Origin of the sequence: Flagellimonas iocasae, from assembly GCF_042682725.1 — a bacterium.
Taxonomy (GTDB): Bacteria; Bacteroidota; Bacteroidia; order Flavobacteriales; family Flavobacteriaceae; genus Flagellimonas; species Flagellimonas iocasae.
In genome coordinates this window covers 1,414,092-1,435,298 of the sequence record NZ_JBHUHU010000003.1, presented here as the reverse complement: position 1 = coordinate 1,435,298, position 21,207 = coordinate 1,414,092, and the positions used below count along the sequence as shown (strand labels likewise).

The 21,207-nt window shown below is 43.5% G+C and carries 15 protein-coding genes; 2 read left to right on the top strand and 13 right to left on the bottom strand.

Annotated elements, in window-relative coordinates:
• Nucleotides 1-5: 5 nt before the first annotated feature.
• The 3 genes from queG to ruvB all read right to left on the bottom strand — a co-directional run bounded on the left by queG (nucleotide 6) and on the right by ruvB (nucleotide 2,775).
• Nucleotides 6-926 carry a tRNA epoxyqueuosine(34) reductase QueG gene (queG, locus tag ACFSJE_RS13585; RefSeq protein WP_379831510.1) on the bottom strand — a complete coding sequence of 307 codons (921 nt, stop codon included), beginning with the start codon at nucleotides 924-926 and terminating at the stop codon, nucleotides 6-8.
• A 138-nt stretch (nucleotides 927-1,064) separates the two neighbouring features.
• On the bottom strand, nucleotides 1,065-1,655 hold the full coding sequence (locus tag ACFSJE_RS13580; protein ID WP_379831509.1) for a c-type cytochrome: 591 nt from the start codon (nucleotides 1,653-1,655) through the stop codon (nucleotides 1,065-1,067).
• 97 nt (nucleotides 1,656-1,752) lie between these two features.
• A complete protein-coding gene (gene ruvB / locus ACFSJE_RS13575) occupies nucleotides 1,753-2,775 on the bottom strand; it encodes a Holliday junction branch migration DNA helicase RuvB (RefSeq protein ID WP_379831508.1) in 1,023 nt (340 codons plus the stop codon).
• Nucleotides 2,776-2,885: 110 nt separating this feature from the next.
• Between ruvB and ACFSJE_RS13570 the strand changes: the two genes are divergently transcribed.
• Nucleotides 2,886-5,150 carry an acyl-CoA dehydrogenase family protein gene (locus ACFSJE_RS13570; protein ID WP_379831507.1) on the top strand — a complete coding sequence of 755 codons (2,265 nt, stop codon included), beginning with the start codon at nucleotides 2,886-2,888 and terminating at the stop codon, nucleotides 5,148-5,150.
• A 2-nt stretch (nucleotides 5,151-5,152) separates the two neighbouring features.
• Here ACFSJE_RS13570 and ACFSJE_RS13565 read toward each other — a convergent pair whose 3' ends face one another.
• The 9 genes from ACFSJE_RS13565 to ACFSJE_RS13525 all read right to left on the bottom strand — a co-directional run bounded on the left by ACFSJE_RS13565 (nucleotide 5,153) and on the right by ACFSJE_RS13525 (nucleotide 17,799).
• Entirely contained in the window at nucleotides 5,153-5,977 is an 825-nt protein-coding gene (locus tag ACFSJE_RS13565) for a GIN domain-containing protein (protein ID WP_379831506.1), read from the bottom strand.
• 124 nt (nucleotides 5,978-6,101) lie between these two features.
• On the bottom strand, nucleotides 6,102-7,916 hold the full coding sequence (locus tag ACFSJE_RS13560; RefSeq protein ID WP_379831505.1) for a cytochrome c oxidase subunit I: 1,815 nt from the start codon (nucleotides 7,914-7,916) through the stop codon (nucleotides 6,102-6,104).
• A 43-nt stretch (nucleotides 7,917-7,959) separates the two neighbouring features.
• Entirely contained in the window at nucleotides 7,960-9,000 is a 1,041-nt protein-coding gene (locus ACFSJE_RS13555) for a cytochrome c oxidase subunit II (RefSeq protein WP_379831504.1), read from the bottom strand.
• 28 nt (nucleotides 9,001-9,028) lie between these two features.
• On the bottom strand, nucleotides 9,029-10,387 hold the full coding sequence (locus ACFSJE_RS13550) for a quinol:cytochrome C oxidoreductase (RefSeq protein ID WP_379831503.1): 1,359 nt from the start codon (nucleotides 10,385-10,387) through the stop codon (nucleotides 9,029-9,031).
• 17 nt (nucleotides 10,388-10,404) lie between these two features.
• Entirely contained in the window at nucleotides 10,405-10,974 is a 570-nt protein-coding gene (locus tag ACFSJE_RS13545; protein ID WP_379831502.1) for a c-type cytochrome, read from the bottom strand.
• 4 nt (nucleotides 10,975-10,978) lie between these two features.
• Nucleotides 10,979-11,506: a DUF3341 domain-containing protein gene (locus tag ACFSJE_RS13540; RefSeq protein ID WP_379831501.1), complete on the bottom strand. Its 528-nt coding sequence runs from the start codon at nucleotides 11,504-11,506 to the stop codon at nucleotides 10,979-10,981.
• A 2-nt stretch (nucleotides 11,507-11,508) separates the two neighbouring features.
• Complete coding sequence (nrfD, locus tag ACFSJE_RS13535; RefSeq protein WP_379831500.1) at nucleotides 11,509-13,230, bottom strand: NrfD/PsrC family molybdoenzyme membrane anchor subunit; 1,722 nt, start codon at nucleotides 13,228-13,230, stop codon at nucleotides 11,509-11,511.
• A 31-nt stretch (nucleotides 13,231-13,261) separates the two neighbouring features.
• A complete protein-coding gene (locus ACFSJE_RS13530) occupies nucleotides 13,262-16,390 on the bottom strand; it encodes a TAT-variant-translocated molybdopterin oxidoreductase (protein WP_379831499.1) in 3,129 nt (1,042 codons plus the stop codon).
• A gap of 32 nt (nucleotides 16,391-16,422) precedes the next feature.
• A complete protein-coding gene (locus ACFSJE_RS13525; RefSeq protein ID WP_379831498.1) occupies nucleotides 16,423-17,799 on the bottom strand; it encodes a c-type cytochrome in 1,377 nt (458 codons plus the stop codon).
• Nucleotides 17,800-18,032: 233 nt separating this feature from the next.
• Between ACFSJE_RS13525 and ACFSJE_RS13520 the strand changes: the two genes are divergently transcribed.
• Nucleotides 18,033-18,404 (top strand): SPOR domain-containing protein, encoded by a 372-nt coding sequence (locus tag ACFSJE_RS13520; protein WP_379831497.1) that lies wholly within the window; start codon nucleotides 18,033-18,035, stop codon nucleotides 18,402-18,404.
• Between the two features lie 57 nt (nucleotides 18,405-18,461).
• On the opposite strand, the gene infB is transcribed toward ACFSJE_RS13520, so the two are convergent.
• Nucleotides 18,462-21,170 carry a translation initiation factor IF-2 gene (gene infB, locus ACFSJE_RS13515; protein WP_379831496.1) on the bottom strand — a complete coding sequence of 903 codons (2,709 nt, stop codon included), beginning with the start codon at nucleotides 21,168-21,170 and terminating at the stop codon, nucleotides 18,462-18,464.
• Nucleotides 21,171-21,207: the final 37 nt, after the last annotated feature.

The window sequence follows — 21,207 nt, the reverse complement described above, 5'->3', positions numbered from 1 at the left end:
CACATTTATTCTTTGATAAAATCAATATTACGCTTTAGACCGGAGAGTTTGGTCCGTTTTACGGCTGATTTCTGAAATACTTTTTTGAAGACGTCTTCCGTGATTTCTTCCCAATCTTTTTTAGTAAAGGACAGTAATTCTGGGTTTGGATTGAACAAAGGTTCCTGATGCGGTTTGGAAAATCGGTTCCAAGGACACACATCCTGGCACACATCGCAGCCAAACATCCATTCATCCAACTTTCCATGAAATTCTGATGGTATCTCATTCTTCAACTCAATGGTAAAATAGGAAATGCATTTGCTGCCATCCACTACATACGGCTCCACAATAGCTCCCGTGGGGCAGGTATCAATGCAGGCTGTGCAGGTACCGCAATGGTCCATGACAGGTGTGTCATATTCCAGTTCCAAATCCACAATAAGTTCCGCAATAAAGTAAAAAGAACCTACTTGTTGGGTGAGGAGATTACTGTGCTTCCCTATCCAGCCGAGACCACTCTTGGCCGCCCATGCTTTGTCCAAAACTGGGGCAGAATCCACAAAGGCCCTACCATACACATCCCCTATTTCCTCCTGAATGAACTGCAATAGACTTTTGAGCTTGTCCTTTATCACAAAGTGATAATCCATTCCGTAGGCATATTTGGAAATCTTATAGGATTCCGGATTTTGTTCTTCGGAAGGGAAATAGTTCAGCAGCAAGGAAATTACGGATTTGGCATCATCCACCAACTTGGTCGGGTCCAAGCGTTTATCAAAATGGTTCTCCATGTATTGCATCTCCCCATGCCTATTCTCATTGAGCCATTTCTCCAATCGGGGTGCCTCTTCCTCCAAAAATTGTGCTTTGGAAATACCACAAGACAAAAAACCGAGGCGCTTGGCTTCGGTCTTGATCAATTGTGTATTTGTTATCTTAGACACGCCCAAAAATACCTATTTTTTAAAATAGGGATGTGCCATTATTGATTATGTTCAGCGAAAACAAATTGTACAAAAACAACAAACGGAGCACTTGGCCCCGTTTGCTTCTTGATTGATGAATTATGTGAAAAATTACAGTTATGATGTTGGCGGTTGGTATCCCGGAACCACATTTTCAATAGGTTTGATGGACTTCAGATAGACAAAAATCGCCTCAATATCCGCATCCTTTAGGTTAGCATAGTTGGTAGGCATTGGTGGCATTAATGGTCGGGTATTGTCCATTCCTTTATACTTGGCCTCACGCAAAGCCTTTGTAAATTGCTCCAATGTCCAGTTGCCAATTCCTGTTCCATGTGGTGTTAAGTTGCCTGAAAAAGAGGTTCCCCATGGTCCCACAGCCGCTGTTAGATCTCCCTTAAAAAGCACCCAAGGTCCAATAGGTACATTTTCAGGAACTGGGGGCATCTCTTGGGAGGAATCGTAACCCATTAAATATTTCTCCATGTCAAAGACCGGGCCTTTATCGGTCATTTTCTTTGGAGTATGGCAATCTGCGCAGCCCAAAACGTCCACCATATATTTTCCATGTGTAACCAAATCTTCTGTAGGAATTTGGTTTTCCGCTACTTCCTCAAGGGGTTTTTCCTTTTTCTGTTGACATGAATCAAGAAGGGTCAATAGGCCGATTAAGCCCAAAAAAATTGCAAGGTTTCTGTGTGTTCTCATTGTTTTTTGATTAAATCGCGGCAATGTTACAAACAAGAAAAACACGGGAATTCACAATTGTACAATTCGCTTGACCTATTGTGTAGAACGCTAAATTTTAGAATAATTTATTCTGATTATTATCTTTTAGCTTACCCAAATGTTTATAGGCAAGCTCCGTAACCTCACGCCCTCGTGGAGTACGCATAATAAATCCCTGCTGAATCAAAAAAGGCTCGTATACTTCCTCAATGGTCTCCGCACTTTCCGATACTGCAGTTGCTAGTGTAGTGATTCCTACGGGCCCACCTTTGAACTTATCAATTATGGTGGTTAGGATTTTATTGTCCATTTCATCCAACCCATGGGCATCCACATTTAAGGCTTTTAGACCAAATCTTGAAATATCCATATCAATACTTCCATTACCCTTAATTTGGGCAAAATCCCGGACTCTTCGCAACAAAGCGTTGCAAATTCTTGGCGTACCTCTACTCCGCCCAGCAATTTCTATAGCTGCCTCTTGGGTGATGGGCACTTTTAGGATTTCGGCACTTCGTTCCACAATGGTTGACAGTAATTCCGTATTGTAATACTCCAATCGACTTTGAATACCAAATCGTGCTCGCATAGGAGCCGTGAGCAAGCCAGAGCGTGTAGTGGCACCTATCAATGTGAATGGACTTAGATTGATTTGAACGGTTCGGGCATTGGGACCCGTTTCAATCATAATATCAATTTTGTAATCCTCCATCGCGGAATATAGGTATTCTTCCACAATGGGACTTAATCGATGGATTTCATCAATGAACAAAACATCACGTTCGTCAAGATTGGTGAGCAGTCCAGCCAAATCCCCTGGTTTGTCCAAAACGGGACCGGAAGTGACTTTGATTCCCACCCCCAATTCATTGGCCAAAATATGGGCCAAAGTGGTCTTTCCCAATCCAGGAGGGCCATGAAACAGTGTATGGTCCAAGGCTTCTCCACGCAAATTGGCTGCCTTCACAAAAACCTTCAAGTTTTCCAACACCTGTGCTTGACCTGTAAAATCATCAAACGTGATGGGCCTGAGCGCTCTTTCGATATCCAGCTCTTCTTGGGAAAAATTCTCTGCGGTCGGGTCTAAATTTTCATTCATCGCTTAACAAATATAGTTGAAAACGACATGAGCCTGAATGCACATCTTAAAAATCTAAGCCTTACCTTAGTTATTCTGAAAATAGAAGGCCGTGCCTCAACCCAAAGTTTATGGTTACCACAGATTATTCGCTGGGGATTTTACAGTACATCCCTTTTTTTTATGTCATTTGGTCGGATGACCTGTTGTCCGCCTCTGAAATTTCCGTTGTTGAGAATACCATTGATGAAGATGCATCCTTGGATCCCAATGAAAAAAAACAGCTCCGGATTTGGCTAAATCGGGAAAATCCACCCACTGATGATGAGATCAAAACGTGGAAACAAACCATTACCAACTCTGGCGTTAAACTTATTGAAAGTGATACATACCCCCTATCCTCGCTCAGTCAACGTTTGGCAAATTCCCATGCTGATGGTTTTGGATTTAATGACCATTTAAAGCATATTGAAATTAATTTGGGGATTCAGCCCAACCATTACAACCATTTATTTGAAGTGGAAGTGGTTCATGAGAAAACTTCGGACCAGTATGATGCCCATGTGTTGGACACCCTTTTAAAAGGTCCCCATGCCTTAGTGGTTGATGAATTTCGGAGCTTCTTGGACCAACCCATCTTTAGATGGGATATTCAAAGAGATAAGGAAGACTTTCGGGCAAAAGTGTTGCAGCAAGTTCAGGTTTTGGGCCAAAAAGGCTATGGCGCCATGGCGTATCCACCTGAATATGGTGGGACTGGAAACATGCCCGCCTATGCGGCCATTTTTGAACATTTAATGTTTGTTGAAGGTAGTCTCGCTGTAAAGTTCGGGGTGCAGTTTGGCCTTTTTGGAGGCAGTATTCAAAAATTGGGCACCAAAAAACACCATGACCAATACCTCTCCGATGCGGGAACTACCAATTTATTGGGCTGCTTCGCCATGACGGAAACCGGTCACGGCTCCAACGTCCGTGGTATCAAAACCACGGCTACTTACGATCCATCAACGGATTCCATCGTAATCGATACTCCAGGAAAAAATGATAACAAGGAATACATCGGCAACGCGTTACATTCCAAAATAGCGACGGTTTTTGCCCAACTCATCGTGAATGGAAAAAATGAAGGGGTGCATGCCGTTTTGGTTCCGCTTCGAAACGAAAACCATGAATTGCTTGAAGGCATCACTATTGAGGACAATGGCTATAAGCTTGGTCTTAACGGCGTGGATAATGGTAAGATTTGGTTCAACAGTGTATCCGTTCCGCGGGAAAACCTCTTGAACCAGTATGGAGAAATCAAACCTGATGGCACTTACTTTTCGTCGATAAAAAACCCCAGCAAACGCTTCTTTACCATGTTGGGCACATTGGTCGGCGGACGGATTTGTGTGGCACGAGGGGCACTTGGGGGTGCCAAAATGGCCTTGACCATTGCGGTAAAGTATGCGTTAAATCGCAGACAGTTCAATGATAGTGTCAAGGTTCAAGAGGATTTGATCATGGACTACCCTACCCACCAATTGCGGTTGACCCCTGCCGTGGCCAGTGCTTATGTCTACCACATCACTTTGGAAGAAATGATGCAACGATACAGCGATGAATCCCAACCAGACAAACGGGAAATTGAAACCCAAGTGGCTGGTTTAAAATCGGTGATTACGTGGTTCGCGAACGAAACCATCCAAGAATGCCGTGAAGCGTGTGGCGGAAAAGGGTATTTATTGGAGAATAGAATTGCTGACCTTAAAGGTGATGTGGATATATTCACAACGTTTGAAGGGGACAATACCGTGCTGTTGCAATTGGCTGCCAAAGGCGTCCTATCCGATTTTAAGGCGGAGTTTAATAGTGCCGGGTTTGCATCCGTGCTTAAATTATTGCAAAGTCAACTTTCGGATAAATTGACCGCCATCAATCCGCTGTATTCGAATAAAGTGGACGCGGAACATTTGTACAATCCAAAGTTCCATAAACACGCCTTTAATTACCGAACCCGTCGATTGACGTATACGCTGGCCATGCGTATCCGAAGCTATATCAAAAAAGGGATTCCATCCTACCAAGCTTTTTTAAAGGTACAGACCCATTTGTTGGCGTTGGGAAAGGCGTACAGTGTTGAACTGGCGTATTCGGTATTTACGGATTTTTGTTCCAAGATTCAGGATGAGGAATACAAAAGTCTATTGGAAAAATTGGGGACGTTGTACGCCCTTGATGAAATTCATTCTGATGCGAGATGGTATTTGGAACAGGGCTATATTGGAAGTACCAAATCCAAGGCCATCCGTCAACGTGTGGAACGATTATCCACGGAACTACGACCTCATGTTGAGGTTTTGGTAGATGGGTTTGGCATTCCGGCGCATTGTTTGACGGCTCCTATCGTGAAATAAAGTTACTCCTCCTTTTTAATGAGCTGTGCGGTATCCAAAAACTCCAAGATGGTAACTTTTGGTGTGCCGTACAGATAGACTCTGGACCTTCCTTTGGCACTAAGCTCAAAATTACTATGGGCGTAGACATTGGCAGATGGGTCGTCTTCCATGGTCACCTTAACCATTCCAGCTTCCATAGTTTCCCCTCTATATTTTGAATTACCGACCAAGCGTGCTTGAATGGTACTCGAGGTTCCCTCCAAAGTCAGAGAGGCATCATTCTCCAAATCCACCAAACTGGTTTCATTTACAGCATAGACGTAAGCATCTGCCCTATTTCCAATGGTGATGTTCAACGAATCGACATCCACATTAAAATCACCATGGCTTGTGTTCTCTAAATTGATATCCATCACCGAGGCACTAGCCTTAATATCCAATCGGGTGTTGTTGAATCCATCTACAAAAAGCTCATCACTTTGAATGACATCTTCAGACCGAATGCTTCCATCCTTTACAGTTATCGCCCTGAGTTCGGTATAGGTCACGGTGATATCCAGTTGTTTCTTCGCAGTGACATCATAATAGGAACTGATGACCAACGTGCCATCCTGTACTTCAAATTTTAGGATGTCAATAAGGTTGTCATCAGCAACGAGTTCATAGCCTGGCCCGAAGGATTTTTTCAAAACAATATCCAAATTGTCATTAAGGACAACAGCATTGAAGGGTGGAAGTTCCTCATTCACTTCGGTTACAATTCGACTTCCCTTTATCCTAGGCTTTCGCTGTGCCGATATAATCATGGGAACTATGAGCAGTAGTACGACAAGTATTTTTTTCACGGTTCTTTTTTTGGGGTATTGTAGCCTAAAGATATTACAATTACCGCTAACTATTGTGATTCAATCATATACCAAAAAAAAGCCCATCCTTTTGGATGGGCCGTATATTTTTAAAAGAAACTCATTAATGGTTGAGTTCTTCTTCGTTTTCTTGTAATGGAACGTTCTGCGGAACAAAATCCTGACCGGCAATGATATATTCTCCATTTTCATAAGTCTTACTATAATCGTAAGCCCAACGATATACATGAGGAATTTCACCTGGCCAGTTCCCGTGAATATGCTCTTGTGGTGCTGTCCATTCCAAGGTATTGGAGCTCCATGGGTTGGCAGGACCTCTTTTACCATAGAAAATGCTAGAGATAAAGTTGTAGATAAACACCAACTGCGCCAATCCAGCAATGATGGCAAATACGGTCATTAACACCTGAACGTTTGTCAATTCATCAAACATGGGGAAAGCGGTGTTTTGGTAGTAACGTCTTGGTACACCAGCCATTCCAACAAAGTGCATTGGGAAGAATACCCCGTAGGCACACACTGCGGTAATCCAGAAGTGGACATACCCCAGATTCTTGTTCATCATTCTACCTTGGAACATTTTAGGGAACCAGTGGTACACCCCTGCAAATAGTCCGTACAAGGCAGAAATACCCATTACCAAGTGGAAGTGAGCTACTACGAAATACGTATCGTGAACGTTGATATCCAACGTACTGTCACCCAAAATAATACCAGTAAGACCTCCCGAGATGAATGTGGAAACCAATCCTATCGAAAACAACATTCCAGGATTCAATTGTAGATTACCTTTCCATAAGGTAGTGATATAGTTAAATGCTTTTACCGCGGATGGAATCGCAATCAAAAGGGTTGTAAAAGTAAATACAGAGCCTAAGAATGGGTTCATACCAGAGATAAACATGTGGTGACCCCATACAATGGTTGAAAGGAAGGCAATGGCCAAAATGGAGGCCACCATCGCCCGATAACCAAAGATAGGCTTACGTGCATTGGTTGACATTACTTCGGAAGTAATACCCAACGCTGGCAACAATACAATATATACTTCAGGGTGGCCCAAGAACCAGAACAAGTGCTCATACAATACGGGTGAACCACCTTGATAGTGCAATACTTCACCTTGGATAAAGATATCCGATAGGAAGAAAGAGGTTCCAAAGCTTCTGTCCATAATCAACAATAAGGCTGCTGAAAGTAGTACAGGGAATGAAATAACACCGATTACAGCCGTTACAAAGAAAGCCCAGATGGTCAATGGCAAACGCGTCATTGACATTCCTTTTGTTCTTAGGTTAATCACCGTTACGATATAATTCAAAGAACCTAATAATGATGAAGCAATGAATATGGCCATAGAAACCAACCAAAGGGTCATACCAGCTCCAGAACCAGACTGTGCCATTGGCAAAGCACTCAATGGAGGATAGATGGTCCAACCAGCTGCGGCAGGTCCTGCTTCTACAAATAAAGAGGTAACCATAATGACAGAGGACAAGAAGAACAACCAGTACGATACCATGTTCAAAAAGCCAGATGCCATATCACGAGCTCCAATCTGCAATGGAATCAAAAGGTTACTGAAGGTACCACTTAAACCGGCTGTCAATACAAAGAAGACCATGATGGTACCGTGGATGGTTACCAATGCCAAATAAATATCGGCATCCATAACGCCATCAGGAGCCCACTTTCCAAGCACAGCTTCGAAAATTGGGAATGATTCCCCTGGCCAAGCCAATTGCATTCTAAACAGCAATGACATAGCAATACCGATGAATCCCATAATAAGACCCGTAATAAGGTACTGCTTGGATATCATCTTATGATCCTGACTAAAGATATACTTTGTTACAAAAGTCTCCTTATGATGATGCCCGTGATCGTCGTGTCCGTGTTCGTGTCCAGTAGCTGACATAATCTCTTTTAAATTTTATTTTGGTTCTTTTCCTAGCCTAATATTATTCTGCGGGTGCCATGCTTGCCTTAAAGGTCTTTTGCTCTGCCATCCAAGTGTTGAATTCCTCTTCGGTCTCCACAACAATCCTCATTTGCATGTTGTAGTGGGATTTTCCACAAATCTTGTTACAAAGTAGCACATAATCAAATTCCCAAGGCTCCGCTCCGTTTTCAGCGCGAATGGCATTGGTTCTTTTGACTTTGTCCACAATATCAGGATTCAATCTCATTTCTTCCGTGGTGATGGTAGGCGTAAATGAAAACTGCGTGATCATACCGGGAACACAGTTCATCTGTGCTCTAAAGTGTGGCATGTACGCAGAGTGCAATACATCCTGCGAACGCATTTTAAAGTTTACTTTTCGACCAACTGGCAAGTGCAATTCTTTAACGATGACATCATCCTCGCCGTTAGGGTCAGATTCATCCAATCCCAATACGTTGGCACGATCAATATCAATCAAACGCACATTGGCATCACCCAAAACATTGTCTGAACCAGCATAGCGGGCCGTCCAGTTAAATTGTTGTGCATATAGTTCGATTACGATTGGGTCATCTTCATCGTTTACATCCATAATGTTGGACCACGTGTACAATCCCCAAAGGATCAAACCGGCCAATACGATTACGGGAATAATGGTCCAGATAAATTCCAAACGGTCATTATCCGCAAAGAAAAGTGCCTTTTTCCCTTTTTCACCACGGTACTTGTAGGCAAAGTAGTGCAACAAGGCTTGTGTAATGAACTGTACAAAGAAAATGATGGCAAAGGATACCCACATCAATTGATCGTACTCCCCACCGTGTGCTGATGCTGCTTCGGGCAAGAGAACTTTTGAATACTTTGCAAAACTAAATATGGTGATTCCATAGATGAAAACCAGGAATGCAAACATAAGATAGCCATTGTTCTTATTGTCATTGTCATTTGCTATCTCAGCGTGTTCTGTTCTTAGCTGGGACAATTCAAAGATTTTGGTCATTTGCCAAATTGCAATCGCCACCAGTACTAAAACAGTCAAAGTTAATAATGCAGTCATCGTGTATCTATCTAAGACTTAAATCGTATTAATAATGAAAATGTCTACTTTCCTCAATAAATGGGTTGCGTTTTGGCAACAACGGAGCCTTGGTCAGGGTATTGAACACCCAGTAAACAAAGAGTCCTCCAAAGAACAAAATTCCACCTATTTCAGGTAATCCTATATACCATTGGTCTCCTACGGTAGCAGGCATCACCATATTGAATATATCCAAATAGTGGCCAAACAAAACCACAATGCCGGCCATTACCACAAACCAGTTCACCCTCTTGTAATCGCTGTTCATCAATACCAACAATGGGAAAACAAAGTTCATGACCAACATACCAAAGAATGGTAGTTTATAGTCTTGGAAACGGGCAATATAATAGGTAACCTCTTCAGGGATATCAGCGTACCAAATCAACATGAATTGTGAGAACCACAAATAGGTCCAGAAGATGCTGATACCGAACATGAATTTGGCCAAATCGTGGATGTGGCTATCGTTCACCACTTCCAAATATCCTCTGGATTTTAGGTATATGCTCACCATGGCAATCACAGTGATACCAGAAACGAACATACTGGCAAATACATACCATCCAAAAAGTGTACTGAACCAGTGAGGGTCTAAACTCATGATCCAATCCCAAGACATCATGGACTCGGTAACCAAGTAGAATACCAAGAAACCGGCTGAAAATCTAAAATTCTTTACAAAGTTTGAGTTATCATCAGACTCATCTTGAGCCAAAGACAATTTTCTAGAGTATTCACGGTAGAAAATCCAACCACCCAAAAAGATTGCGGCACGAATCAAAAAGAAGGTTGGGTTAAGGTATCCTGATTTTCCTTGTAGCAATTCGTCATGTGCCACAACTTCAGAATCCATCCAAACAAACATGTGGTTCATGTGCAATACGGAAAGCAACAATATTACAAATACAATAATCCCTCCGGGAACAATGTACGAGGTAATCCCCTCCATCACTCTAAACAACAATGGCGACCAACCTGCTTGCGCTGCGCGTTGGATAGCGTAAAAAGCAAGTACGCCCAATGAAATCATAAAGAAAAAGAACGCGGCAACATACAGGGCAGACCAAGGTCTGTTCTGTAATTGGTGCAACAAATGCTCATCGTGAGAGGCATCATGACCTTCATCATGGGAAGCTTCTTCGCCATGCGCTGTAGCTTCTCCGTGGCCTTGAGACCCACCATGTTCTTCAACGGCAGCTTCTCCATGACCTCCACCATGTCCATCTCCGTGGGCGGTTGCTACAATAGCTTTAGCCTCTTCCACGGTTGAGGGTGAGGATACGAAACCTATTGCCAATAAAATAAGTCCAAGACCCATGGCAATGAAAGATCCTATTTTTAGTCTGTTTGAAAAGGTATACATAATCAACTCTTATCCAATTATTTTGTTAGGTCTTCCTTTAATTTCATTACGTATTCGGATACCTGCCACATCTCTTTTTCGTTGGCGAACTGAGAGGCGTAAGATCCCATGGAATTCAATCCGTAATAAATAGTATGGTACGTGGTCCCCACGGTAATGTTTCGAGCTACATCATCATAGCTGGGAACACCTAATATTTTCTCACGTTTTACCAAGTTGCCTTGTCCATCTCCTTTTGGTCCATGGCAAATAGCACAGTAAATGGCATACAATTCGGCTCCTTTCACCAAGTTTTCTTCGGCCTCCAAGGAATCCAATGGGCTTGTGTTCAATCGCGCCAATTCTTTACCTTCTGGAGTGTTCTCAAACTCGTAGGGCATATATCCTCTGGAGATGGTCCCTTCAACCGGAAGCATGGCTTCTGTACCATCGGGGAACAACCCATTGTCCACACCTTGGTAGGCTTCATATCCTACAGGTTCGTACATGTTTGGAAAATATTGGTAATTGGGGCTGTTTTTATCGGCGCAGGCCGCAACTAACAGTACCAAGACCAAGACAACACTTATTTTACCTAAATGCTTCATAGTTTTAAGACTCCTTTTCTGTAACATTTATTTCCACCGCACCTGTTTCCCACAACAAATCGGTTAGTTCCTTTTCATTATCGTGTACCCCAATTTCCATTAAAAAGTGGTCATCGGTTGTACGTACATCTGGGTTCTCCGCCTGTTTAAAGGGCCACATTTTACTTCTTAGGTAAAAGGTAATCACCATTAAGTGGGCTGCAAAGAAAACCGTTAACTCAAACATAATCGGCACAAAGGCGGGCATGTTTTCTAAATAACTAAAGCTGGGTTTACCACCAATGTCTTGGGGCCAGTCCTCAATCATGATGTAGTTCATCATAACAATGGCAACGGTCAATCCCAAACATCCATACATAAAGGAGGTGATAGCGATACGGGTATCCGCCAATCCCATGGCCTTGTCTAGACCGTGAACGGGGAATGGAGTGTACACTTCCTCAATATGATGGTGCTCTGCCCTCACTTTCTTTACGGCATGCATCAACACATCGTCATCATTGTAAAGCGCCTGAATAACTTTTGATGCCATAACTATTTCTTATCGTTTAATTTTTTTGCCTGACCTGCCCAATCATCACGTTGTGCCCTTCCAGGGAAGGAACCGGTGATGGAATCCAACAAGTCGTATTCTTTTTCGGTCATTTTACTCACCTGAGCGAATGTAAAGATGCCTATCTGGTTCAAGGTCTGCTCCATTTGTGGGCCGATACCTTTAACTTTTTTCAAATCGTCCGGAGTTTCTTTTGATGCATCAAAAGTTCCGATGGAATCCAACAGTGAAGCCACTTGTTTTTCATCCATTTTTTCCACTTTTGGAGCTTCATCCACTTTTTGGGCTCCTCCTTTTGCAGGCATTTCATATAACGGTTTACCTGCTTCGCGAAGTTTTTTGTATTTCTCACCAGATGCCTTCAAGATGGATTTTACTTCCGCCTGCGCGATTACAGGGAAGGTTCTTGAATACAATAGGAACAACACAAAGAAGAATCCTATGGTTCCGATAAAGATTCCGATATCAACAAAGGTTGGGGAGAACATGGTCCAAGATGATGGCAAGTAATCCCTGTGCAATGAGGTAACGATGATCACAAAACGCTCAAACCACATTCCTATGTTTACGACGATAGAGATGAAGAACGAGAACATAATGCTGGTACGCAATTTTTTGAACCACATGAACTGAGGTGAGAACACGTTACAGGTCATCATGGACCAATACGCCCACCAGTAAGGTCCTGTAGCCCTGTTCAAGAAGGCATATTGTTCGTACTCCACACCGGAATACCAAGCAATGAACAACTCCGTGATATAGGCACATCCTACGATGGAACCTGTAATCATGATTACGATGTTCATCAACTCAATATGTTGTAGTGTGATATAGGCTTCAAGATTACACACTTTACGCATGATGATCAAAAGCGTGTTCACCATGGCAAATCCGGAGAAAATCGCACCTGCAACAAAGTACGGTGGGAAGATGGTCGTGTGCCATCCTGGAATCACCGATGTAGCAAAGTCAAAGGATACGATGGTGTGTACAGAAAGTACCAAAGGTGTCGCCAAACCGGCCAATACCAAGGAAACTTCCTCAAAACGTTGCCAGTCTTTGGCTCTACCTGTCCAACCGAAGCTCAACAGACTGTATATTTTCTTTTGGAATGGTTTTACCGCTCTGTCGCGAATCATGGCGAAGTCAGGCAAAAGTCCTGTCCACCAGAATACCAACGAAACAGAAAGGTAGGTTGAAATCGCAAATACGTCCCAAAGCAGTGGTGAGTTAAAGTTTACCCACAACGAACCAAATTGGTTAGGGATGGGAAGTACCCAATAGCCCAACCATGGACGACCCATGTGGATAACAGGGAACAAACCTGCCTGGATAACGGAAAAGATGGTCATCGCTTCAGCAGAACGGTTGATCGCCATTCTCCATTTTTGTCTGAAGAGCAACAATACGGCCGAAATCAGGGTACCTGCGTGACCAATACCTACCCACCAAACGAAGTTGGTGATATCCCAGGCCCAGTTTACGGTTCGGTTAAGACCCCAAACCCCAATACCTGTGGAAATGGTATAAATAATACATCCTAAACCCCAAAGGAATGCTACCAAAGCAATGGAGAATACAATCCACCATTGTTTGTTGGCCTTTCCCTCTACCGGAGCTGCAATATCAACGGATACATCGTGGTATCCTTTGTCTCCGACTACTAAGGGCTTTCGAATAGGTGCTTCGTAATGCGACGCCATAATTTATCTTCTAGTTACTTCTTATTATTGATTAAGCCTCGTCAGTGTTTCTTACCTTAACATGATAGAACACATTGGGTTTAGTGCCTACGTGCTCCAACAAGTGGTACATTCTATCATCTTCCTTCAATTTGGCCACCTTGCTTTCCTTATCGTTGATGTCTCCAAATACCATGGCTCCACTGCTACATGCAGCTGAACAAGCGGTTTGGAACTCACCATCCTTGATGACCCTTCCGTCTCTCTTGGCATCCAAGATGGTCTTTTGGGTCATTTGGATACACATGGAGCATTTTTCCATTACCCCTCTGGATCGTACGTTCACATCTGGGTTCAATACCATTTTACCCAAATCGTTGTTCATGTTGAAATTGAACTCGTCATTGTTACTGTACAAGAACCAGTTGAATCGACGTACTTTATAAGGACAGTTGTTGGCACAATATCTTGTACCTACACAACGGTTGTAAGCCATATGGTTTTGACCTTGTCTACTGTGTGATGTTGCCGCAACCGGACAAACAGTTTCACAAGGCGCATGGTTACAGTGCTGACACATTACAGGTTGGAAAGCCACCTGAGGATTGGCTGATGGGTCTTCCATTTGACGGAAGCCTCCCAAAGAGCCTTTTTCACCCCAAAGACCATCCATACTTTCTTTCTTCTCATTATCCTCCTCAAAGGTATCTTCGGAAGAATAATACCTATCAATGCGCAACCAGTGCATATCACGTGAGCGACGAATTTCCTCTTTTCCAACCACAGGAACGTTGTTCTCGGCATGACATGCAATCACACAAGCCCCGCAACCGGTACAAGCATTCAAATCGATGGATAGATTGAAGTGGTGCCCAATGGAACGATCAAAGCTGTCCCAAAGGTCAGCATCTGGAGATGTCACTGGAATTTCATTGTGATTCAATGAAACATGTGGCATGTGGTTCCACTCAGCATGGTCTTTTGTATTGAAGATTTCCAAGGTAGTTTCCTTGATGATATCTCCACGACCCATTAATGTTTTTTGTTGTTGCACACAGGCGAACTCGTGTTCTCCACCCGCTTTTTCAACGGTTACGGATTGAACATCGGAGAAATCTTTGTACAACGTATATGCATTGACCCCTGTGGCCATTTCATCTTGCATTCCGGCTTTCTTTCCATATCCGAAAGAAAGTCCAACAGTACCAACGGCCTGTCCAGGCTGAACGATTACTGGAACGTTTTCCAATACTTTTCCATCAACGGTCAAGTTAACGTAACTACCATTCACACCACCGTTTGCAACGGTAAAGTTTTCCACGCCCCATTGCTCAGCATCCGCTTTGGAAACAGTAACGTAGTTGTCCCAAGAAACCCTGGAAATAGGATCAGGGAATTCCTGCAACCATGGGTTGTTGGCCTGACGACCATCCCCCATACCCACTTTGGAGTACAATACCATTTCAGTACCGGTACTTGTGGCGTTCACCAAAGAACGGATAGCAGAAGCTATTGGAACGATGCTTGGCTCAACTTCTTCTTCACTGGTCTCTGTGGAAGCAACAGCAGGTTGTTCCGCAGTAGGCGCAGGAGGAGCTGCCCTAAACACACCATCCTGAAGTGCTTGGTTCCAAGAACCTCCTTGAAGAATATCGGCACTCCATGTTTCTTTGATGTAATCGTAATAGGTTTGTTCACTGCCCATCCATGTCAATAGTGCTGACTGGAATTGTTTGGTATCAAACAACTCGCGAATGGCGGGCTGCATTAAACTGTATCGTCCTTTTTTGAATTCTGCATCACCCCAAGACTCCAGGTAGTGGGATGCCGCAGCGACATATTGTGATGCTTGTGCTGTTTCATCATTATTGAAAGCAAAAGCAACAGAAAGATCTACTTTTTCAAGTCCTGACACAAACTCTTCTGAATTTGGAAGGGTATACACTGGATTTACACCAGCCATGATCAAGGCTCCAACGCGACCTGCATTCATATCAGCAACCAACTTGGTTACTTTAGCAATATCACCTTGACGCACATATTTTGGGCTTTCAGCATCAAATGCTTCACTGGCCAACAATTTGTTGATGGCCAATACCACGGTTTGTGCATGAACATCATTCAATCCAGAAACCACAACCGCTTTGCTTCCCGCTTTCTTGATTTGGGCCGCAACATAATCCACAGCCTCATCAACATCAGAAGTTCCGCCACCCACATTGCTTCCGTTCAACTTGCCATACAATTTGGCCAAAGCAATTTTTTGCTGGGTTGGGGTCATTGGGTAACGCTTGTCAGCATTTGCCCCGGTCAAAGACATATTGGATTCCAATTGGATGTGCTTGGACATTTTTCCATGTTTTGGAACACGTCCTTTGGCATAGCCACTATCGTATCCACCACCTTGCCAATCTCCTAAGAAATCAGCTCCGAAGGAAACAATCAAATCTGCTTTTTCAAAATCGTAATCAGCCAAAGCACGCTCACCATAAGCAGCATTGTAAGCACTTAAGGCAGCATCTTCGGAAATGGCATCATAAACCACGTGATTTACATTCTCACCATATTCCGCTTTGAACTCGGCAATCAATTTATTGGTTGATGGACTGGCAAAGGTCTGGGTCAAAAGCACAACTTGCTTGTTGCCACCTTTTAAACTTCCCAATTTGGCTCGTACCGTCGCATCCAATACTTTCCATTCAATAGGCTCACCGTTGGCCGAAGGCCCTTGAACCCTTTTGCTATCATACAATGTCAATACAGATGCTTGAACACGGGCATTGGCTCCACCGTTCACTTTTGCATCGGTATTGTTTTCTATTTTGATGGGTCTTCCTTCGCGGGTCTTTACCAAAATGCTCGCAAAATCAAATCCATCTGCAATGGTAGTTGCATAGTAGTTGGCAACACCGGGCACAATGCGGTCTGGTTGAACCACATAAGGAATGGATTTATGCACTGGACCTTCACAAGCTGCAATCGTTGCTGCCGCTGTACTGAATCCAACAAACTTTAGGAAATCCCTTCTGTTGGTGTTGGAGGCTGACAAGTTCTCCTTGTCGCCCAAGAACTCATCCACTGGAATCTGTTCTGTAAATTCGTTATTTCTTAGCGCCTCAACAATGGAATCGTTCGGATTTAACTCCGCTTCGCTCTTCCAATATTTTTTGTTTGATGCCATACGATATATCTGAGATTATCTTCCTTTAATTCTTAATAGTGACACTTACCACATTCAATTCCACCCATCATGGCCGCGGTCAACTCCTCAACCCCATACTTTTTGGACAGTTCTTCGTGAATAGCAGTATAGTATTCGTTACCCTCAACCTTAACATTGGTGGTACGGTGGCAATTTACACACCATCCCATGGTCAGTGGAGCAAACTGCTCAACAACTTCCATTTCCTCAATGGGTCCGTGACAGGTTTGACATTCAATTCCTGCTACGGAAACGTGCTGTGAGTGGTTGAAATAGGCAAAATCGGGAAGGTTGTGAATCCTAACCCATTCCACAGGTTTTGATTCGCCCGTATATTTTTGGTTTTCTTCGTCCCATCCAACGGCTTTGTACAATTTCTTGATTTCGCCGGTATAGAACTCGTTGGTATGTCCAGCCGCAATATCTTCTGCTGATGGTCCTTCTGGATTTCCAGCATATTCGTAAATGGACTTGTGACAGTTCATACAAACATTCAAAGAAGGAATCCCTGAAGTCTTTGAAACTCGTGCCGAAGAGTGGCAATATTTACATTCAATCCTGTTATCTCCTGCGTGAATCTTGTGCGAGAAGTGAATCGGTTGAACGGGAGCATATCCTTGATCAACGCCAACCTGCATTAAATAGCCGTAAGCAAAATACGCACCAGATAACAATAGGAAAATCACAGCAACCAACACCAAGAACTGGTTTTGGGCAAAAGCTTTCCACAATGGCAAACGTTTTTCGGCCTTTTCTTTCTCCAAGACAACTCCATTGGCCTCGGCAATTCTACGCAAGGTCTTGTTCACCAAAATCAACATGATGACCAACAGACCGAACACCAATGCCAATGCACCTAAAATCATTTCATTGGAAATACCGCTCGAAGCAGTACCGGTTGCATCCCCAGCAGCCGCAGCAGTGGTTGGTTGGGCAGCAGCGGGTGGCGGAGCCGCAGTGTACGCCAAAATATCGTCAATGTCTTGATCAGACAATGTTGGAAAAGGCGTCATGGCCGCCTGGTTGTACTCTGCATAAATCTTATTTGCATAGGAATCACCAGAAGCAATTACCCCTGGACTGTTTTTCACCCAAGCATGAATCCATTCACGATCCAATCCCTCATCCTCTGATAAACGTTGTTCCACATTGGCCAACGCAGGTCCGGTCATTTTACGATCCAAGGCGTGGCAAGCAGCACAGTTTTGATTGAAGAGCTGTTTCCCTTTTGCAGGGTCACCTCCACCAGCATCAGCAGCAGCCTGTTCGGTCGCAGCTTCCGCAGGAGCATCAGCAGCTGCCTCCTGAGCATAAAATGAAGTGGAAAAAAGTAGGAGAGAAAAACCTAAAACTTTAGAAAATAGATGGCGGTATAAAACCTTTTTCATATTATCGAAATTTCTGTCGAAATCTTTGGTATGATTATTTCTATTGATATTGAGAGCAATAGCTTTTCATCCACCAAAATTGGTGACAAAAGTACGACATAGACTCATTTTTTGAAATGTTAAGGTATTGATAACATCTAATTTATAAACATTCTAAATAAAACCCAATTCACTGGTTTAGAACTTAAAGAATTACATTTGTGAAAAATAAGATTAAAAAACAGCAGAATCTCATGAAAACCGCCGTATTTGTTGTATTCCTGACAGGGTTGACCTTTCAACTTTCAGCGCAGGAAGGCACCGTGTCCATACAACAGGACCCACGAATAGATCAGCTGGTAAAATTATACACCGAAGTCAATTCCAAAGCGGAATTTTACCAAATACAGGTCGGTTTTGGCAATTACCAAAAAGCACAGAACCTGAAGAACCAAGTGGATATTGATTTCCCAGGATGGTATTCCAAAATTGAATTTGAATCCCCTACCTATAGAGTAAGATTGGGTAGATTCCGAACAAAATTGGAAGCAGAACGGAAGTACTTGGAGGTTCGGAAAAAATATCCCGACGCCATGCTCCTGAAGCCTGAAGGCAATTCCCAATAATAAAAAATCCCGCTTTTGCGGGATTTTTTAGTTTCAATCTATACTTCTTTATTTCAATTACAGCTTTTTCTTAACTGCAACTTCTTGGAAGGCTTCTACAATATCCCCTTCCCTGATATCATTGTAATTCTTTATCTGAAGACCACAGTCATATCCTTTGGATACTTCCTTCACATCATCCTTAAATCGTTTTAAGGAAGCGAGCTCTCCGGTGTAGATGACAACGCCATCCCGAATCAATCGTATTTGTGAGTTTCTAAAGACTTTGCCATTGGTCACCATACAACCTGCAATGGTTCCAATTTTGGAAATCTTGAAGGTCTCCCTGATTTCTGCGGTACCGGTAATCTCCTCTTTTATTTCAGGAGAAAGCATACCTTCCATCGCATCTTTCAAGTCATTGATGGCATCGTAAATAATGGAGTACATTCTAATATCGATTTCCTCCTTGTCCGCCACGGTGCGGGCATTGCCCATTGGCCTAACGTTAAATCCGATGATGATCGCATCAGAGGCACTGGCCAACAAGACATCAGATTCTGTGATAGCACCCACACCTTTGTGAATGATGTTCACCTGAATCTCATCAGTGGACAATTTTTGGAAGGAATCCGTCAATGCTTCCACAGAACCATCCACGTCACCTTTAAGAATAATGTTCAACTCTTGGAAATCGCCCAAAGCAATTCTTCGGCCAATCTCATCCAGAGTAATGTGTCGTTGTGTACGTACGGATTGCTCACGCTGCAATTGCGAACGTTTTGCGGCAATCTGTTTTGCTTCACGCTCATCTTCCAACACATTGAATCTATCTCCCGCCTGTGGGGCTCCATCCAATCCCAATATGGAAATTGGAGTGGAAGGACCAGCCGCCTTGATGGTTTTTCCACGTTCATCATGCATAGCTTTGACCTTACCACTGCAGGTTCCGGCCAATACGTAATCTCCGATTTTTAAAGTACCGCTTTGTACCAATATGGTGGAAACATACCCTCGTCCTTTGTCCAAGAAGGCTTCCACTACGGTACCCGAGGCCAATCTATCTGGATTTGCCTGTAATTCGAGCAATTCAGCCTCCAACAATACCTTTTCCAAAAGCTCTTTTACTCCCTGACCTGTTTTGGCCGAAATATCATGGGATTGGATTTTTCCACCCCAATCTTCCACCAAAAGGTTCATTTGGGCAAGACCTTCTTTAATTTTATCCGGATTTGCCGTTGGTTTATCCACTTTGTTGATGGCAAACACGATTGGCACTCCTGCCGCTTGAGCGTGACTGATTGCTTCTTTGGTCTGAGGCATGATGTCATCATCCGCCGCAATCACCACAATAGCGATATCGGTAACTTGGGCACCACGTGCACGCATCGCCGTAAAGGCCTCGTGACCCGGTGTATCCAAGAATGTTATTTTTTGTCCGTCTTCCAGTGAAACTCCGTAAGCGCCGATGTGCTGGGTAATACCCCCGCTTTCACCTGCAATTACGTTTTCTTCCCGGATGTAATCCAATAGCGATGTTTTACCGTGGTCAACGTGACCCATAACGGTAACAATGGGCGCTCTTGGCTTCAAATCTTCCGGAGCATCTTCTATTTCTTCAATGGATTCCTCGATCTCAGCAGTAACAAACTCAACCTCGTATCCAAATTCATCAGCAACGATGGAAAGTGTTTCGGCATCCAAACGCTGGTTCATGGTCACCATGATTCCCAACGACATACAGGCCGAAATAATCTGGGTTGAGGAAACATCCATCATGGTCGCGAGTTCGTTGACTGTAACAAACTCGGTAACCTTTAGGATTTTGCTTTCAAGCTCCTGTTGTTCGAGGTCTTTTTCCGTTTGTTGACGGTGCTGGTCCCTCTTCTCTCTTCTATATTTGGCTCCTTTCCCTTTGCTGGATTTCCCTTGAAGTTTCTCCAAGGTCTCACGCACCTGCTTTTGTACTTCTTCCTCGGTAGGCTCCACCTTAGGAGCTGAAGTTCGCTGTCCTCTTCTTCCTGGTCCGGTTCCACCGCCTCCTTTGTTGGGGCGTCCATTTCCAGATTGAGGACCATTCTTTACTATACGCTTTCTGCGTTTCTTCCTATCTGCATTGCTATCCGAAGAAGCTCCATTGGATTTTTGTTGCTCTTCTTTCTTTTTCTTGGGCTTGTTGAATTGGGAAAGGTCAATTTTATCTCCCGTAATCTTAGGACCACTCAACTTTTGGTATTGGGTCTTGATGGTGCCAGATTCTGGAGTTGCTTCCTTTTCCTCAGGTTTTGCCTCTTGCTTTGGTTCCTTCTTGGGCTCCTCGGCCTTTTTGGGCTCAGCCTCCACTTTTGGAGTTTCCACCTCTTTGGCCTTAGGCTCCTCTACTTTCTCTTCCGGTTCCTCTGCTTTGGGAGCTTCGGGCTTTTTGTCCAAATCGATTTTACCCACCGTTTTTGGACCCGAAAGCTCAGCTTTGGCCTTAATTACCTGTTGTTCGGCATTCTTTTTTTCCCTGGCCAACCTGCGTTCTTCCTGCTCCTGTTCCATCTGGATTCTGATGGCTTCCTTCTCCTTGCGCTTTTCTTCGCCAACTTCTTTGGAAGCTACCTTTTTACTCTTATCCGTTTGAAACTCATCCAACAGGACTTGATACACTTCATCCGTGATCTTTGTGGTAGGCCGTGCCTCTATATCATGCCCTTCGGAGGTAAGATAGTCCACTGCCCGATCCAATGAAATGTTCAATTCCCTGAGAACTTTGTTAAGTCGTATTGTTGGGTTTCCTGCCATAAATTGTTTTACTTGCCCTAAAATTCGCTGCTAATAT

Excerpts from the sequence above, each read along its gene's own strand:
- ACFSJE_RS13580 (WP_379831509.1), bottom strand. The coding sequence starts at position 1,655 with ATGAGAACACACAGAAACCTTGCAATTTTTTTGGGCTTAATCGGCCTA.
- ruvB (WP_379831508.1), bottom strand. The coding sequence starts at position 2,775 with ATGAATGAAAATTTAGACCCGACCGCAGAGAATTTTTCCCAAGAAGAG.
- ACFSJE_RS13570 (WP_379831507.1), top strand. The coding sequence starts at position 2,886 with ATGGTTACCACAGATTATTCGCTGGGGATTTTACAGTACATCCCTTTT.
- ACFSJE_RS13560 (WP_379831505.1), bottom strand. The coding sequence starts at position 7,916 with ATGTCAGCTACTGGACACGAACACGGACACGACGATCACGGGCATCAT.
- ACFSJE_RS13555 (WP_379831504.1), bottom strand. The coding sequence starts at position 9,000 with ATGACTGCATTATTAACTTTGACTGTTTTAGTACTGGTGGCGATTGCA.
- ACFSJE_RS13550 (WP_379831503.1), bottom strand. The coding sequence starts at position 10,387 with ATGTATACCTTTTCAAACAGACTAAAAATAGGATCTTTCATTGCCATG.
- ACFSJE_RS13545 (WP_379831502.1), bottom strand. The coding sequence starts at position 10,974 with ATGAAGCATTTAGGTAAAATAAGTGTTGTCTTGGTCTTGGTACTGTTA.
- ACFSJE_RS13540 (WP_379831501.1), bottom strand. The coding sequence starts at position 11,506 with ATGGCATCAAAAGTTATTCAGGCGCTTTACAATGATGACGATGTGTTG.
- nrfD (WP_379831500.1), bottom strand. The coding sequence starts at position 13,230 with ATGGCGTCGCATTACGAAGCACCTATTCGAAAGCCCTTAGTAGTCGGA.
- ACFSJE_RS13530 (WP_379831499.1), bottom strand. The coding sequence starts at position 16,390 with ATGGCATCAAACAAAAAATATTGGAAGAGCGAAGCGGAGTTAAATCCG.
- ACFSJE_RS13525 (WP_379831498.1), bottom strand. The coding sequence starts at position 17,799 with ATGAAAAAGGTTTTATACCGCCATCTATTTTCTAAAGTTTTAGGTTTT.
- ACFSJE_RS13520 (WP_379831497.1), top strand. The coding sequence starts at position 18,033 with ATGAAAACCGCCGTATTTGTTGTATTCCTGACAGGGTTGACCTTTCAA.
- infB (WP_379831496.1), bottom strand. The coding sequence starts at position 21,170 with ATGGCAGGAAACCCAACAATACGACTTAACAAAGTTCTCAGGGAATTG.